At 69.1% G+C, this 14,318-nt stretch carries 13 protein-coding genes and 2 pseudogenes; 11 read left to right on the forward strand and 4 right to left on the reverse strand.

What is annotated here, in order from left to right; genetic code table 11:
* The 8 genes and pseudogenes from BKN37_RS29830 to clpC1 all read left to right on the forward strand — a co-directional run.
* A pseudogene (locus BKN37_RS29830) lies at window positions 1-150 on the forward strand (DUF6779 domain-containing protein); the annotation flags it as partial.
* 127 nt (window positions 151-277) lie between these two features.
* On the forward strand, window positions 278-1,189 hold the full coding sequence (locus BKN37_RS09635) for a Rossmann-like and DUF2520 domain-containing protein (protein ID WP_071024880.1): 912 nt from the start codon (window positions 278-280) through the stop codon (window positions 1,187-1,189).
* 2 nt (window positions 1,190-1,191) lie between these two features.
* Window positions 1,192-2,061, forward strand: a pseudogene (panC, locus tag BKN37_RS09640) (pantoate--beta-alanine ligase); the annotation flags it as partial.
* A gap of 8 nt (window positions 2,062-2,069) precedes the next feature.
* A complete protein-coding gene (gene panD, locus BKN37_RS09645) occupies window positions 2,070-2,489 on the forward strand; it encodes an aspartate 1-decarboxylase (protein WP_071024883.1) in 420 nt (139 codons plus the stop codon).
* A 2-nt stretch (window positions 2,490-2,491) separates the two neighbouring features.
* Window positions 2,492-3,304: a type III pantothenate kinase gene (locus BKN37_RS09650; RefSeq protein WP_071024885.1), complete on the forward strand. Its 813-nt coding sequence runs from the start codon at window positions 2,492-2,494 to the stop codon at window positions 3,302-3,304.
* Between the two features lie 20 nt (window positions 3,305-3,324).
* Complete coding sequence (gene lysS / locus BKN37_RS09655) at window positions 3,325-4,848, forward strand: lysine--tRNA ligase (RefSeq protein WP_071024888.1); 1,524 nt, start codon at window positions 3,325-3,327, stop codon at window positions 4,846-4,848.
* A 125-nt stretch (window positions 4,849-4,973) separates the two neighbouring features.
* The gene (gene lsr2 / locus BKN37_RS09660) at window positions 4,974-5,309 is read left to right on the forward strand and encodes a histone-like nucleoid-structuring protein Lsr2 (protein WP_071024891.1); all 336 of its coding nucleotides are present in this window, start codon (window positions 4,974-4,976) and stop codon (window positions 5,307-5,309) included.
* Between the two features lie 207 nt (window positions 5,310-5,516).
* Entirely contained in the window at window positions 5,517-8,066 is a 2,550-nt protein-coding gene (gene clpC1, locus BKN37_RS09665) for an ATP-dependent protease ATP-binding subunit ClpC (RefSeq protein WP_071024893.1), read from the forward strand.
* A gap of 74 nt (window positions 8,067-8,140) precedes the next feature.
* Here clpC1 and BKN37_RS09670 read toward each other — a convergent pair whose 3' ends face one another.
* Together BKN37_RS09670 and mhuD are read right to left on the reverse strand one after the other, a co-directional pair.
* Entirely contained in the window at window positions 8,141-9,475 is a 1,335-nt protein-coding gene (locus tag BKN37_RS09670; RefSeq protein ID WP_071024895.1) for a serine hydrolase, read from the reverse strand.
* Window positions 9,476-9,485: 10 nt separating this feature from the next.
* Window positions 9,486-9,803 carry a mycobilin-forming heme oxygenase MhuD gene (gene mhuD, locus BKN37_RS09675; RefSeq protein ID WP_071024898.1) on the reverse strand — a complete coding sequence of 106 codons (318 nt, stop codon included), beginning with the start codon at window positions 9,801-9,803 and terminating at the stop codon, window positions 9,486-9,488.
* A gap of 58 nt (window positions 9,804-9,861) precedes the next feature.
* On the opposite strand from mhuD, the gene BKN37_RS09680 reads away from it, so the two are divergent.
* A complete protein-coding gene (locus BKN37_RS09680) occupies window positions 9,862-10,614 on the forward strand; it encodes an alpha/beta fold hydrolase (RefSeq protein WP_071024900.1) in 753 nt (250 codons plus the stop codon).
* A gap of 57 nt (window positions 10,615-10,671) precedes the next feature.
* Here the strand turns inward: BKN37_RS09680 and BKN37_RS09685 are convergent, their stop codons facing one another.
* Window positions 10,672-11,592: an HhH-GPD family protein gene (locus tag BKN37_RS09685; protein WP_071024902.1), complete on the reverse strand. Its 921-nt coding sequence runs from the start codon at window positions 11,590-11,592 to the stop codon at window positions 10,672-10,674.
* Between BKN37_RS09685 and BKN37_RS09690 the strand changes: the two genes are divergently transcribed.
* The gene (locus BKN37_RS09690) at window positions 11,591-12,220 is read left to right on the forward strand and encodes a carbonic anhydrase (protein WP_071024905.1); all 630 of its coding nucleotides are present in this window, start codon (window positions 11,591-11,593) and stop codon (window positions 12,218-12,220) included. The two genes, BKN37_RS09685 and BKN37_RS09690, sit on opposite strands and share 2 nt — an antisense overlap.
* Window position 12,221: 1 nt before the next feature.
* Here the strand turns inward: BKN37_RS09690 and BKN37_RS09695 are convergent, their stop codons facing one another.
* Window positions 12,222-13,400 carry a sensor histidine kinase gene (locus tag BKN37_RS09695; RefSeq protein ID WP_071024908.1) on the reverse strand — a complete coding sequence of 393 codons (1,179 nt, stop codon included), beginning with the start codon at window positions 13,398-13,400 and terminating at the stop codon, window positions 12,222-12,224.
* 130 nt (window positions 13,401-13,530) lie between these two features.
* Between BKN37_RS09695 and BKN37_RS29835 the strand changes: the two genes are divergently transcribed.
* Window positions 13,531-14,316, forward strand: a complete 786-nt coding sequence (locus tag BKN37_RS29835; protein ID WP_242657178.1) for a hypothetical protein — start codon at window positions 13,531-13,533, stop codon at window positions 14,314-14,316.
* Window positions 14,317-14,318 lie beyond the last annotated feature (2 nt).

A 14,318-nucleotide genomic window follows, 5' to 3' on the forward strand; every position in this document is an offset into this window, starting at 1 on the left:
CCGCCGGCCTCCGCGGCCCGGCACCGCAGCATCGATCCGGTCGCCGACCCCGAGGGCCCGCCCACCGGCGGACAGTCGGTCGCCGACCTGTTGGCGCGGCTGCAAGCCGGCCAGAGCAGCGGTGGCCGGCGCCGCCGCCGCGACGAGTGAGCTGCCGCACATCCGAGGGTTCAGCCCTGGGACCCAGCGCGCCGCCACGTTAGAATCCCGAGGACCGTCCGGTACCCGCAGCGCGGGACTGGAACGAACCAAGAGAACTTGTGAGGGTCCGTCTGCGATGGTGCAGGTCGACGGATTGCGTCCAGCCCGGCTCAAAGTGGGGGTCATCTCGGCTGGCCGGGTCGGAACCGCCCTGGGGGTGGCGCTGGAACGCGCCGACCACGTCGTGGTGGCGTGCAGCGCCATCTCCGACGCGTCGCGGCGCCGCGCCCAGCACCGGCTGCCCGACACCCCGATCGCCCCGGTCGTCGACGTCGCCGGCACTGCCGAACTGCTGCTGCTGGCCGTCCCCGATGCCGAACTGGCGGCCCTGGTGTCCGGCCTGGCCGCCACCTCGGCGGTGCGGCCCGGCACCATCGTGGCGCACACCTCGGGCGCCAACGGGATCGGGGTGCTGGCCCCGTTGACCGGCCAAGGGTGCACGCCGTTGGCCATCCACCCGGCGATGACGTTCACCGGCGCCGACGAGGACATCGCGCGGCTGGCCGACACCTGCTTCGGGATCACCGCGGCGGACGAGGTCGGCTACGCGATCGCGCAGGCCCTGGTGCTGGAGATCGGCGGGGAGCCGTTCCGGGTCCGCGAGGACGCCCGCCCGCTGTATCACGCCGCCCTGGCCCACGCCAGCAACCACCTCGTCACGGTGCTCGCCGACGCCCTCGACGGGTTACGGGCCGCGCTGGCCGGTCAGGAACTGCTCGGCCAGGAGCTGGTCCGCGACGAGCCCGGCGGCCTCGCCGAGCGGGTGATCGGACCGCTGGCCCGGGCGTCGCTGGACAACACCCTGCAGCGCGGGCAGGCCGCGCTCACCGGCCCGATCGCCCGCGGCGACGCGACCGCGCTGGCCGGCCACCTGGCCGCGCTGGCGGAGGTCGACGCGGGCCTGGCCCAGGCCTACCGCGGCAACGCGCTGCGCACCGCGCAGCGCGCCCACGCCGCCGCCGACGTTTTCGAGGTGTTGGGACGGTGACCGTGACCAGTAAGGCGCCCACCTTCGGCGCGGGCCAACTCAACGTGTACACCGACCCGAGCCAGGTCACCGACGTCAGCCGGGCGCTGCGTCACACCGGGCGCCGGGTGATGCTGGTGCCCACCATGGGCGCCCTGCACGACGGGCACCTGGCGTTGGTGCGCGCCGCCAAACGGGTCCCGGGCGCGGTGGTGGCGGTGTCCATCTTCGTCAACCCGCTGCAGTTCGGCGCCGACGAAGACCTGGACGCCTATCCGCGCATCCTCGACGAGGACCTGGCGTTGCTGCGCGCCGAAGGCGTCGAGGTGGTGTTCACCCCGAGCGCGGCGGCGATGTATCCCGACGGCCCGCGCACCTCTGTGCAGCCGGGGCCGCTGGGCGCCGAGCTGGAGGGCGCCGCCCGACCCACCCACTTCGCCGGGGTGCTGACCGTGGTGTGCAAACTGCTGCAGATCGTGCGACCGGACCGGGTGTTCTTCGGCGAGAAGGACTATCAGCAACTGGTGTTGATCCGGCAGATGGTCGCCGACCTCAACATCGACGTGACGGTGGTGCCGGTGCCGATCGTGCGGGAAGCCGACGGGCTGGCGATGAGCTCCCGCAACCGGTACCTGGACCCGGCGCAGCGCGACCTGGCCGCCACCTTGTCGGCGGCGCTGTTGGCCGGTGCGCACGCCGCGGCGTCCGGGGGGAACGCCGCCCTGGACGCCGCCCGGGCGGTGCTGGCCGCGGCGCCCGCCATCGAGGTCGACTATCTGCAGTTGCGGGACAACGCATTGGGGCCCGCGCCCACCCACGGACCCGCCCGGCTGCTCGTCGCGGCCCGGCTCGGCACCACCAGGCTGCTCGACAACATCGCCATTGAGATCGGAGCTAACTGATGTTACGGACCATGCTGAAGTCGAAGATCCACCGCGCCACCGTCACCCAGGCCGACCTGCACTACGTCGGTTCGGTGACCATCGACGCCGACCTGATGGATGCCGCCGACCTTTTGGAGGGCGAACAGGTGACCATCGTCGACATCGACAACGGCGCCCGGCTGGTCACCTACGCGATCACCGGTGAACGGGGCAGCGGTGTGATCGGAATCAACGGTGCCGCAGCGCATCTGGTGCATCCCGGGGATCTGGTGATCCTGATCGCGTACGCGACCATGGACGACGCCGAGGCGCACAGGTATGAGCCCCGGATCGTGTTCGTCGACGCCGACAACAAGCAGATCGACTTGGGGCACGACCCGGCGTTCGTGCCCGACGACGTTGCCGACCTCATGTCGCCGCGGATGAGCGCGCGGTAGCCGTGCTGCTGGCAATCGACGTCCGCAACACCCACACCGTCGTCGGGCTGCTCTCCGGATCCGGGGAGCACGCCACCGTGGTGCAGCAGTGGCGGATCCGCACCGAGGCCGAGATCACCGCCGACGAATTGGCGTTGACCATCGACGGCCTGATCGGCGAGGACAGCGAACAGCTCACCGGTGCGGCGGCGCTGTCCACCGTCCCGTCGGTCCAGCACGAAGTGCGGCTGATGCTCGACCAGTACTGGCCCACGGTGCCGCACGTGTTGATCGAACCCGGAGTGCGCACCGGGATCCCGCTGCTGGTCGACAATCCCAAAGAGGTCGGCGCCGACCGAATCGTCAACTGCCTGGCCGCCTTTCACAAATTCGGCACCGCCGCGATCGTGATCGACTTCGGTTCCTCGATCTGCGTGGACGTGGTCTCGGCCAAGGGCGAATTCCTCGGCGGCGCCATCGCCCCCGGGGTGCAGGTGTCCTCGGATGCGGCCGCGGCGCGCTCGGCGGGACTGCGCCGGGTGGAGCTGACCCGGCCCCGTTCGGTGCTCGGCAAAAACACCGTCGAATGCATGCAGGCCGGCGCGGTGTTCGGGTTCGCCGGGCTGGTCGACGGGTTGGTCGGGCGCATCCGCGAACTGGACGGGTTCACCGGCACCGACGTGGCGGTGGTGGCCACCGGGCACACCGCGCCGCTGCTGCTGCCCGAACTGCACACCGTCGACCACTACGACCAGCACCTGACCCTGCACGGCCTGCGGCTGGTGTTCGAACGCAACCGCGACAGCCAGCGCGGCCGGCTGAAGACGGCGCGGTGAGCCCGTTAAGCTGGCAGGCCGTGAGCCCAGCCGATGCCCCGGACACGTCGCAGGACGAGGAAGCCCTTCCCGAACAGTTTCGGATCCGTCGGGCCAAGCGGGAGCGGCTGCTGGCCGAGGGCCACGACCCCTACCCGGTCGCGGTGGCCCGCACCCACACCCTGGCCGAGGTCCGCGCCGCCTACCCCGATCTGGCGGCCGACACCGCCACCGGCGACCGCGTCGGCGTCGCCGGCCGGGTGGTGTTCGCCCGCAACTCGGGCAAGCTGTGCTTTGCCACCCTGCAGGACGGCGACGGCACCCAGTTGCAGGCCATGCTCAGCCTGGCCAGCGTCGGTGCCCAGGCGCTGGACGCCTGGAAGATCGACGTCGACCTGGGCGACATCGTGTTTATTCACGGCGAGGTGATCAGCTCCCGGCGCGGGGAATTGTCGGTGTTGGCCGATACCTGGCAGATGGCGTCGAAGTCGCTGCGGCCGCTGCCGGTGGCGCACAAGGACATGAGCGAAGAGTCGCGGGTGCGGCAACGCTACGTGGACTTGATTGTGCGCCCGGAGGCGCGGGCGGTGGCCCGCCAGCGGATCGCGGTGATCCGGGCGATCCGCAACGCCCTGGAGCGACGCGGGTTTCTCGAGGTGGAGACCCCGATGCTGCAGACCTTGGCCGGCGGCGCCGCGGCCCGCCCGTTCGTCACCCACTCCAATGCGCTGGATGCCGATCTGTACCTGCGAATCGCACCGGAACTGTTCCTGAAACGCTGCGTTGTCGGCGGGTTCGACAAGGTTTTCGAACTCAATCGGGTGTTCCGAAACGAGGGTGCCGATTCCACGCATTCTCCGGAATTTTCGATGTTGGAGACCTACCAGGCCTATGGAACCTATGACGATTCCGCGGTAGTGACCCGCGAGCTTATTCTCCAGGTCGCCGACGAGGCGATCGGCACCCGACAACTACCGATGCCCGACGGCAGCATCTATGACATCGACGGAGAATGGGCGTCGATACAAATGTATCCGTCACTGTCGGCCGCGCTCGGCGAGGAGATCACCCCGGACACCTCGGTCGAGCACTTGCGCACCATCGCCGAACGGCTGGACGTGCAGATACCGACCGACCGTGGGTACGGGCACGGGAAACTGGTGGAAGAACTCTGGGAACACACCGTCGGCCACCGGCTGTCGGCGCCCACCTTCGTCCGGGATTTCCCGGTGGAAACAACCCCGTTGACGCGTCAGCACCGCAGCATGCCGGGGGTCACCGAAAAATGGGATCTCTACCTACGCGGCGTTGAACTCGCCACCGGATATTCCGAACTTGTCGATCCGGTGGTGCAGCGGGAGCGGTTCGCCGCCCAGGCCCGCGCCGCGGCCGCCGGGGACGACGAGGCGATGGCCCTCGACGAAGATTTCCTGGCCGCCATGGAACATGCGATGCCGCCGTGCACCGGAACCGGAATGGGTATCGACCGCTTGTTGATGACCTTGACCGGCCTGTCAATTAGAGACACGGTTTTGTTCCCGATTGTTCGGCGGCACGGCAACTGACTGCTCCGTCGCGCTTGTGTTGAATGCGCCGCGTTTCTATGGCAGATTGAGCAGCAGCAATCAGCGGGGACTCATATGCCACTTGTGCACAGTGAGTACATAGCAAGAAACGCGAGGGTGAGCCGATGGCGAGAAAAGTGACCGTCACCTTGATCGATGATTTCGACGGTCAGGGCGCCGCCGATGAGACGGTCGAATTCGGGCTCGACGGGGTGACCTATGAGATTGACCTTTCGAGCAAAAATGCCACGAAACTTCGCAACGACCTGAAGAAATGGGTCGAGGCCGGCCGTCGGGTCAGCGGGCGTCGGCGCGGCCGGTCGGCCACCGGCCGCCGGGGGGCGATCGACCGCGAGCAAAGCGCAGCGATCCGGGAATGGGCCCGTCGTAACGGCCACAATGTGTCCACCCGGGGTCGTATCCCGGCCGACATCATCGACGCATTCCACGCGGCCACCTGAGCGCGTTTCGCTCCGGGCGAACTCAGCCGGTGCGGGAAACGTTTTCCGATTTTCCGGCGTTGCTCTCTTACGTCTGTGCCGGGTCCGCGGGGGTCCGCTGCAGGTTGTACTGCCAGCCAGGGCGCACCGCGGCAGGCCGCCCACTACAGTGGATGGCAGGTACGCGATGCCGAGGTACCGATGGTGAGGGAGAGCAGGTAACCACCGATGTTCGAAAGATTTACCGACCGCGCGCGTCGGGTTGTCGTCTTGGCCCAGGAAGAGGCCAGGATGCTCAACCACAACTACATCGGGACCGAGCACATCCTCTTGGGGCTGATCCACGAGGGTGAGGGGGTTGCCGCCAAGTCCCTGGAGTCGTTGGGGATCTCCCTGGAGGGGGTCCGCAGCCAGGTTGAGGAGATCATCGGCCAGGGCCAGCAGGCGCCGTCCGGGCACATCCCGTTCACCCCGCGGGCCAAGAAGGTGCTGGAGCTGTCGCTGCGCGAGGCGCTGCAACTCGGCCACAACTACATCGGCACCGAGCACATTCTGCTCGGACTGATTCGGGAGGGCGAGGGTGTGGCGGCCCAAGTCTTGGTGAAGCTGGGCGCGGAGCTGACCCGGGTGCGCCAGCAGGTGATCCAGCTGCTGAGCGGTTACCAGGGCAAGGAGACCGCCGAGGCCGGCACCGGCGGGCGCGGCGGCGAGTCGGGCAACCCGTCGACGTCGCTGGTGCTCGACCAGTTCGGCCGCAACCTCACCGCCGCGGCGATGGAAGGCAAGCTCGACCCGGTCATCGGCCGCGAGAAGGAAATCGAGCGGGTGATGCAGGTGCTCTCCCGGCGCACCAAGAACAACCCGGTGCTGATCGGCGAGCCCGGCGTCGGGAAGACCGCCGTCGTGGAGGGCCTGGCGCAGGCCATCGTGCACGGCGACGTTCCCGAGACGCTGAAGGACAAGCAGCTCTACACCCTGGACCTGGGTTCGCTGGTGGCGGGCAGCCGCTACCGCGGTGACTTCGAGGAGCGCCTGAAGAAGGTGCTCAAGGAGATCAACACCCGCGGCGACATCATCTTGTTCATCGACGAGCTGCACACCCTGGTCGGTGCCGGCGCCGCCGAGGGCGCCATCGACGCCGCGTCGATCCTCAAGCCGAAGCTGGCCCGCGGGGAGCTGCAGACCATCGGCGCCACCACCCTCGACGAGTACCGCAAGTACATCGAGAAGGACGCCGCGCTGGAGCGCCGGTTCCAGCCGGTGCAGGTCGGGGAGCCGACGGTGGAGCACACCATCGAGATCCTCAAGGGGCTGCGGGACCGCTACGAGGCCCACCACCGGGTGTCGATCACCGACGGCGCCATCGCGGCCGCGGCCACCCTGGCCGACCGCTACATCAACGACCGCTTCCTGCCGGACAAGGCCATCGACCTGATCGACGAGGCCGGCGCCCGGATGCGGATCCGCCGGATGACCGCGCCGCCGGACCTGCGCGAGTTCGACGAGAAGATCGCCGACGCGCGCCGCGAGAAGGAATCCGCGATCGACGCGCAGGACTTCGAGAAGGCCGCCAGCCTGCGGGACCGGGAAAAGCAGCTGGTCGCGCAGCGCACCGAACGCGAAAAGCAGTGGCGTTCCGGTGATCTCGACGTGGTCGCCGAGGTCGACGACGAGCAGATCGCCGAGGTGCTGGGCAACTGGACCGGGATCCCGGTGTTCAAGCTCACCGAGGCCGAAACCACCCGGCTGCTGCGGATGGAAGACGAGCTGCACAAGCGGATCATCGGCCAGGAGGATGCGGTCAAGGCCGTCTCCAAGGCCATCCGGCGCACCCGGGCCGGGCTGAAGGACCCCAAGCGCCCGTCCGGCTCGTTCATCTTCGCCGGCCCGTCCGGGGTCGGGAAGACCGAGCTGTCCAAGGCGCTGGCGGAGTTCCTGTTCGGCGACGACGACGCGCTGATCCAGATCGACATGGGCGAGTTCCACGACCGGTTCACCGCGTCGCGGCTGTTCGGCGCCCCGCCGGGCTACGTCGGCTACGAGGAGGGCGGCCAGCTCACCGAGAAGGTGCGGCGCAAGCCGTTCTCGGTGGTGCTGTTCGACGAGATCGAGAAGGCGCACCAGGAGATCTACAACAGCCTGTTGCAGGTGCTGGAGGACGGTCGGCTCACCGACGGTCAGGGCCGCACGGTGGACTTCAAGAACACCGTGTTGATCTTCACCTCCAACCTGGGCACCTCCGACATCTCCAAGGCGGTCGGCCTCGGGTTTAGCCAGGGCGGCGGGGAGAACAACTACGAGCGGATGAAGCTCAAGGTCAACGACGAGCTCAAGAAGCACTTCCGGCCGGAGTTCCTCAACCGCATCGACGACATCATCGTCTTCCACCAGCTGACGCGCGACGAGATCATCCGGATGGTCGACCTGATGATCGGTCGGGTCGCCACCCAGCTCAAGGCCAAGGATATGGCCATGGAGCTGACCGACAAGGCCAAGTCGTTGCTGGCCAAGCGCGGGTTCGACCCGGTGTTGGGGGCCCGGCCGCTGCGGCGGACCATCCAGCGCGAGATCGAGGACCAGCTCTCCGAGAAGATCCTGTTCGAGGAGGTCGGTCCGGGCCAGATCGTCACCGTCGACGTGGACAACTGGGACGGCGAATCCGCCGGTGAGGACGCGAAGTTCACCTTCACCGGACGGCCCAAGCCGGCCGAGCCCGCCGAGCCGGACCTGGCCAAGGCCGGTGCGCACAGCGCCGGCGGCGCGCACGCCGCCGAGTAACTCACCCCGTTGACTCTGCGCTGACCAGGCAAGCTACTCGCACTTTTGTCTGGTCAGCGCAGAGTCAACGCATATCAGTGCTGCCGGGGCAGCAGCGCGAAGGCTTGTCGGGCGACCTGCACCATCCAACTGACCACCCGCGGACCGTGGTCGCGGGCCCAGTTCAGCTGGAAGCTGACCACCCACGGCTGGCCCGCCTTGTCGACCGCATACCAGCTGAACGTCAAATCACCCGGCAGGCCACCGGCTTTGGAGCCAATGTAGGGCCACTCGGTGCGATCCAGCTCGATCCCCGGGACGGCGGACATGATCTGTTTGACCGGGGCGGCCTTGCCGACCGCACCGGTTTGCAGTGCGGCGTGGATGCGGCAGATATCCTGCGCGCTGCCATACCATTCCGCGCCGTACACCGATGCCGGAATGTGGGCTCGAGTCGGATCCGGTTGATACGGAACCGAATTGGCCTGCTGCAGCAGCTGGGCGCGCACCTGCGGGGAGGCGTGCTGCCACTGCTCGCGCAGATCGGGTTCGCCCCACCCGACCGAAAACAGTTCGTACATGGTCGGGAACGGGGTCATGCTGGCCGGGTCGTGGTGGCCGGCCGCGACCAGCGCCTGCTCGACGGCGTGGGCGCCCACCTTGCCGATCAGCAGGTCGGTGGCCATATTGTCGCTGGTGGCGATCATCTTCTCGGCGGCCAGGCGCACCGAAACGTGGGCCCCGGCCGGCAGTTTCTCCAGCCCGGACGAACCCACCGCCTTGGCCCGTTCGGTGATCGTCAGCTGATCGTCCCAGGACACGGTCCCGGCCTTGACCGCGTTGGCCACCGCGTACAGCACATACAGCTTGAAAATTGATGCCAGCGGCAGGGATTCGTCGGTGTTGGTACCCGCCACCGGCTCGCAGCGACCGTCGTTGACCTTGGCGGCCTGATACGAGTACCGGGCGCCGGTCCTGCCCAAGACGGCGTCGAGATCCTGCCACGACTTGACCGGCGGGGTCTGGGTGGTGACATCGAAGCGGTCCACCAGCCCGTTGTCGTCGGTGTGCAGTTCGATGTCTTGCCGGGCGCCGTAGGACGTCACCAGGTGCAGGGTGGCCGCGCCGGCGTGGATATCGACGCTTTCGAAAGTAAACGGGCGGTCCCACCACAGCCCCTCCATGGTGGTGACCACCGAATCCACCATGTCCGGGGTGGCCAGCGTGCGGACCCCGACCGGACCGATCGGCCAGTCCGAGTTGAGCATGTCCACCGTCTGCTTGGCGCGCAGACCCGGCGGGGTTTTGGTGTCGATCTGCACCCCGGCGTCCCGCGCGTTCGCGGGCGGCACGGGGGACTGGCTACAACCACCGGCCAGAGCGACGGTCAGCGCGGCGGCAACCGTCACCGCCACCGCACGTCGTCGCATCCGGATCCGGCTACGCCTGTTCGCCGGTTGGGGCAACGTCTAACACAACCTCGAATTCCAGCAGGGACGCCCCGGTCGCCACCGGGTTGGCCTGCTGACCAGCGTGGGCTTGGGCGGCGCGGCCGGTGGCCCACGCCTGGAATGCCTCGTCGGACTCCCAGTGGGTCACCACGAAGTAGCGGTCCTCACCCTTGACCGGGCGCAACAGTTGAAAGCCGAGGAAGCCGGGAGATTTTTCCACCGTGTGGGCGCGATTGGCGAACCGCTTCTCCAGTTCGGGGCCCGCGTCCGCGGGCACCTCGATTGCGTTGATCTTCACCACTGGCATGGCGCTAAGGTTACCGTGCCGTCCCGTCGACCCGGCAGGCCACGCAAGATGGACACCTATGCCAACCGATCTGCTGACCCCTCGCGGCGGCCGGGGCGAGCCGCTGGTTTTGGTGCACGGCCTGATGGGCCGGGGTAGCACCTGGTCGCGTCAACTGCCGTGGCTGACCCGGCTGGGCACCGTGTACACCTACGACGCGCCGTGGCATCGTGGGCGCGACGTCGTCGACCCCAATCCGATCAGCACCGAACGCTTCGTCGCCGACCTGGCCGACGCGGTGACCGCGCTGGGTGCACCGGTGCGGCTGGTCGGCCATTCGATGGGTGCCCTGCATGCGTGGTGCCTGGCGGCGCGGCGTCCCGCTTTGGTCACCGCGCTGGTGGTGGAGGACATGGCCCCGGATTTCCGGGGCCGCACCACCGGGCCGTGGGAGCCGTGGGTGCATGCGCTGCCGGTCGAGTTCAGCGCCGCCGAGCAGGTGCGGGCCGAGTTCGGCCCGATCGCCGGCCAATATTTCCTGGAGGCCTTCGACCGCACCGCGACCGGCTGGCGGCTGCACGGGCATCCGGCGCGGTGGATCGAGATCGCCGCCGAGTGGGGCACCCGCGATTACTGGGCGCAGTGGCGGGCGGTGCGCTGCCCGGCGCTGTTGATCGAGGCCGGCAATTCGGTCACCCCGCCGGGCCAGATGCGCACCATGCACGAAACGGGATACCGCACAACGTATCTGCACGTTCCCGAGGCCGGTCACCTGATTCACGACGAGGCGCCGGAGACCTACCGCGCCGCGGTCGAGAAATTCCTGTCGTGACCGCCCTGAGCGCGAGCAGACGCAAAACTCCCCGTTTCGGCGCCGACGGGGGTGCTTTTATGTCTGCTCGCCTTCGCCGGCCAGCCCGAACCGGCCGTCGGCGGTCTGCTCCACCAACCCGTCGATCAGCAGCGAATCCAACGCCCGGTCCCGCTGGGCGGTGTCGACCAGCCACGCCACGTCCAGCTCCGCGCGGGTGACCGGGGAATCGTTGGCCCGCAACACATCCAGCAGCCGGCCCCGCACCTGCCGATCGGTGCCGGCGTAGCGCTGCGCCCGGCGCGCCGGCCCGGCGGCGGGCGGATAGCCGGCGGTGCGCCACGCGCACACCCGCAGCGGGCACAACCCGCAGCGCGGGCCTCGGGCGGTGCACACCGTGGCGCCCAGCTCCATCAGGGCCGCGGAGAACTGCGGTGCGGTGTCGTCGTCGGGCAGCAGCGCGGCGACCTCGGCGTGGTCGCGCCGCGCCGACGGCGCGCCCGCGTCGGCGCGGCCGTGCACCGCGCGGGCCACCACCCGGCGCACATTGGTGTCCACCACCGGGACCGGCTGACGGTAGGCGAAACAGGCCACCGCCCGCGCGGTGTAGCCGCCGACCCCGGGCAGGCCCAGCAGCGTGTCGACGTCGGCGGGGACCACGTCGGCGTGGTCCCGGGCGATCACCGTCGCGCACTCGTGCAGCCGTTTGGCCCGGCGCGGATAGCCCAGCTTGCCCCAGGCGCGCAGCACGTCGGCGGCGCTGGCCGCGGCGGTGGCCGAGGGGGTGGGCCAGCGCGTCACCCAGTCCGACCAGATCGGCAGCACCCGGGCCACCGGTGTTTGCTGCAGCATGAACTCGCTGACCAGGATCTGCCACGGCGTGACGTCGGGATCGCGCCACGGCAGGTCGCGGCGGGCGTCCGCATACCAGCCCAGCAGTTCCTCGGCGCCGATACTCATCGGGCGCCCGCGCCGGCCACAAGGCAGAATGTCAGCCATGCCCAATTCGAACCCGATATCCGCATGGAAGGCACTCAAGGAGGGTAACGAGCGCTTCGTCGCCGGCACGCCCCAACATCCCAGCCAGAGCATCGAGTACCGGGCCAGCCTGGCCGAGGGGCAAAAGCCCACCGCCGTGGTGTTCGGCTGCGGTGATTCCCGGGTCGCCGCCGAGATCATCTTCGATCAGGGCCTGGGTGACATGTTCGTGGTCCGCACCGCCGGTCACGTCATCGACTCGGCGGTGCTGGGGTCGATCGAGTTCGCGGTGGCGGTGCTCAACGTGCCGCTGATCGTGGTGCTCGGCCATGACAGCTGCGGGGCGGTCAAGGCCACGCTGGCCGCGCTCGACGACGGCGTGCTGCCCGGCGGGTACGTGCGCGACCTGGTGGAGCGGGTGACCCCGTCGATTTTGCTGGGCCGGCGCGAGGGCCTGAGCCGGGTCGACGAGTTCGAGGCACGGCACGTCACCGAGACCGGGGCGCAGTTGCTGGCCCGATCCAAGACGATCGCCGAGAAGGTGGCGGCCGGCACGTTGGCGATCGCCGGGGTCACCTACCACCTCGCCGACGGCCGGGCGGTGCTGCGCGACCACCTCGGCAATATCGGCGACGAACCGGCCGGCTGACTCAGCCGCCGCCCGGGATCAACGGGACCTCGGCGCGCACCGACCAGCCCCGGCTGGTGGGTCCGACGTCGAGCACGCCGCCAAGCAGCTCGACGCGTTGACGCATCCCGGGCAGCCCGCGGCCGTTGCTCGGCGCCGATCGCACCGCGACGGGCGCCTCGTTGACGATGCACAACGCGGCCGTCGAGCGTGAAACCCGCAGCGTCACCGTGGCCTTGGACTTGGCCGCGTGTTTGGCGACGTTGGCCAGCGATTCCTCGGCGATCCGGTACAGCGCCAACCCCACCGCGGCCGACACCCCGTCGAACCGGCCCTCGGTCCGCAGCGTGACCGGCAGCCCGGCCTGGGCGAAGTCGTCGATCAGGCGGGGGAGATCGGCGATGCCGGGTTGCGGGGCGATCTCCGCCGGACCCGCCTGCAGCAGCCCGATGGTGCGGCGGATATCGGCCATCGCCTGCCGCCCCAACCGCTCGGCGTCGGCCAGCGCATCGACCGCGTCGTCGATGTCGCGGTCCTCCTGCAGTGCGCGGCGCGCCCCGGTGATGTGCAACAGCGTGATCGACAGCGAATGCGCGATGACGTCATGCACCTCACGGGTGATCCGCTGGCGCTCCTCCGCGGCGGCGTGCTCAGCGGAATAGGCCTGCGTTTTTTGCTGCTCGATCAGCAGTTGGCGCTGGGTTCGCATCAGATAGCCCACCAGCCAGCCCAGCGCGACAAAGCACAGGTACAACGCCACCTCGTTGAGCCGGTGCGCCGCGGACGCCGCCAGCAGCAGCGCCGCCGCCGATCCGAGGGCAAGCACCCCGAGCACCACCTCGGCCAGCGATCCGACCACCATCACCATCAGCACCAGAATCAGCGGCGCGAAGCCGCTCACCACCGGTGTCCTGGTCGCGAACAGCAGGATCGCGGTGGCCACCCACGCCGTCACCCAGACCAACGCCGGACCGAGCTTTACCCCCGGCACCAAGAACAGCAGCAGCGGCGAGACGGCCACCAGCGTCGCCACCGTCGCGGCCGGCAGGTCGGCTTCGGGGCGCTGCAGGATCGCGCCGACCATGATCAGCGCCATGCCGGCGTAGATCAGCACCACCCACGACCAGGTGTACCCGGCCGGGACAAGTTCACCGCGTCGCCGGAGCCGGCTGCGCAGGTACTCGGCCGCCACCTGCAGCATTAACCCATTCTAGGAGGGATTGACCGGGTCGGCTCCTGCCGTGGGCGGAGGCGACTCCGACCGGAGTAGGAGGCCCAAACCGTACCGCGGCACGATGCCGCACGGGTAAGCGTCCGCTAACGTCGGCGGTGTGACATGGTCACAACTGCACCAGCGGATGGCATTCATGTCCGACCTGATCGAGAAGGCCGCCGAAGATCCGGACGCGGCATGGGATTTCGGCCGCACCCGACCCGAGGTCGAGCAGTTGTTCGGCGGCGAAGAGGGCCTGCTGCTGTCGCTGGAGGAGCGCTGGCTGACGCTGCTGACCGCGCAGCTGGATCGGCCCGAATTCGACGGAATCCCCGCCGCCCAAGCCTATGCCGACCTCGCCGCGCGCCACTGCGGGCTGCGTGGGCTGCTGGACGTGGCCGCACGGCGCGCGGGCCGAGCCCGGTCCCTGCAGCGCGACGAGCGCTGGATCGTCGAGGTCTACGGCGGTGTGGCCGGACGAAATATGCCGAAGCCGTCGCGGATGCCGCCCGAGGAGGTCACCTACCGGGACTGGTCACAGCAACATCAGCGGATGATCGTCATGGCCGAGCTGATCCGGCGGGCCGCCGAGAACCCGGACGCGGCTTTGGATTTCGGCTGCTCCCTGCCTGCGGTCCAGCGGCTGTTCGGTGGTCCGGAGGGCCTGCTGCTGTCGCTGGAGCAGCGGTGGGTGACGCTGCTGGCGGCAAAACTGGACCAGGCCGACTTCGAGGAAGTGCCCGCCGAACAAGCCCGGGTCGACCTCGCCGCGCACGAGCAGGGGCTGCGGGCACTGCTGGACGCGGCGGCGCGCCGTTCGGAGCGGGTGCGGTCGGTGGAGCGCGACGACGAGTGGATCGTCGAGGTGTACGGCGGTCAGGCCGGTGCGGCACTAGCCCGCTGATC

The sequence above is a fragment of the Mycobacterium talmoniae genome (genome assembly GCF_001854525.1).
In the GTDB taxonomy this organism is placed as follows: domain Bacteria; phylum Actinomycetota; class Actinomycetes; order Mycobacteriales; family Mycobacteriaceae; genus Mycobacterium; species Mycobacterium talmoniae.

Coding starts and splice junctions, on each gene's coding strand:
- BKN37_RS09680 (WP_071024900.1), top strand. CDS start 9,862: ATGCCAACCGATCTGCTGACCCCTCGCGGCGGCCGGGGCGAGCCGCTG.
- panD (WP_071024883.1), top strand. CDS start 2,070: ATGTTACGGACCATGCTGAAGTCGAAGATCCACCGCGCCACCGTCACC.
- BKN37_RS09685 (WP_071024902.1), bottom strand. CDS start 11,592: ATGGCTGACATTCTGCCTTGTGGCCGGCGCGGGCGCCCGATGAGTATC.
- clpC1 (WP_071024893.1), top strand. CDS start 5,517: ATGTTCGAAAGATTTACCGACCGCGCGCGTCGGGTTGTCGTCTTGGCC.
- BKN37_RS09635 (WP_071024880.1), top strand. CDS start 278: ATGGTGCAGGTCGACGGATTGCGTCCAGCCCGGCTCAAAGTGGGGGTC.
- lsr2 (WP_071024891.1), top strand. CDS start 4,974: ATGGCGAGAAAAGTGACCGTCACCTTGATCGATGATTTCGACGGTCAG.
- BKN37_RS09690 (WP_071024905.1), top strand. CDS start 11,591: ATGCCCAATTCGAACCCGATATCCGCATGGAAGGCACTCAAGGAGGGT.
- BKN37_RS09695 (WP_071024908.1), bottom strand. CDS start 13,400: ATGCTGCAGGTGGCGGCCGAGTACCTGCGCAGCCGGCTCCGGCGACGC.
- mhuD (WP_071024898.1), bottom strand. CDS start 9,803: ATGCCAGTGGTGAAGATCAACGCAATCGAGGTGCCCGCGGACGCGGGC.
- BKN37_RS09670 (WP_071024895.1), bottom strand. CDS start 9,475: ATGCGACGACGTGCGGTGGCGGTGACGGTTGCCGCCGCGCTGACCGTC.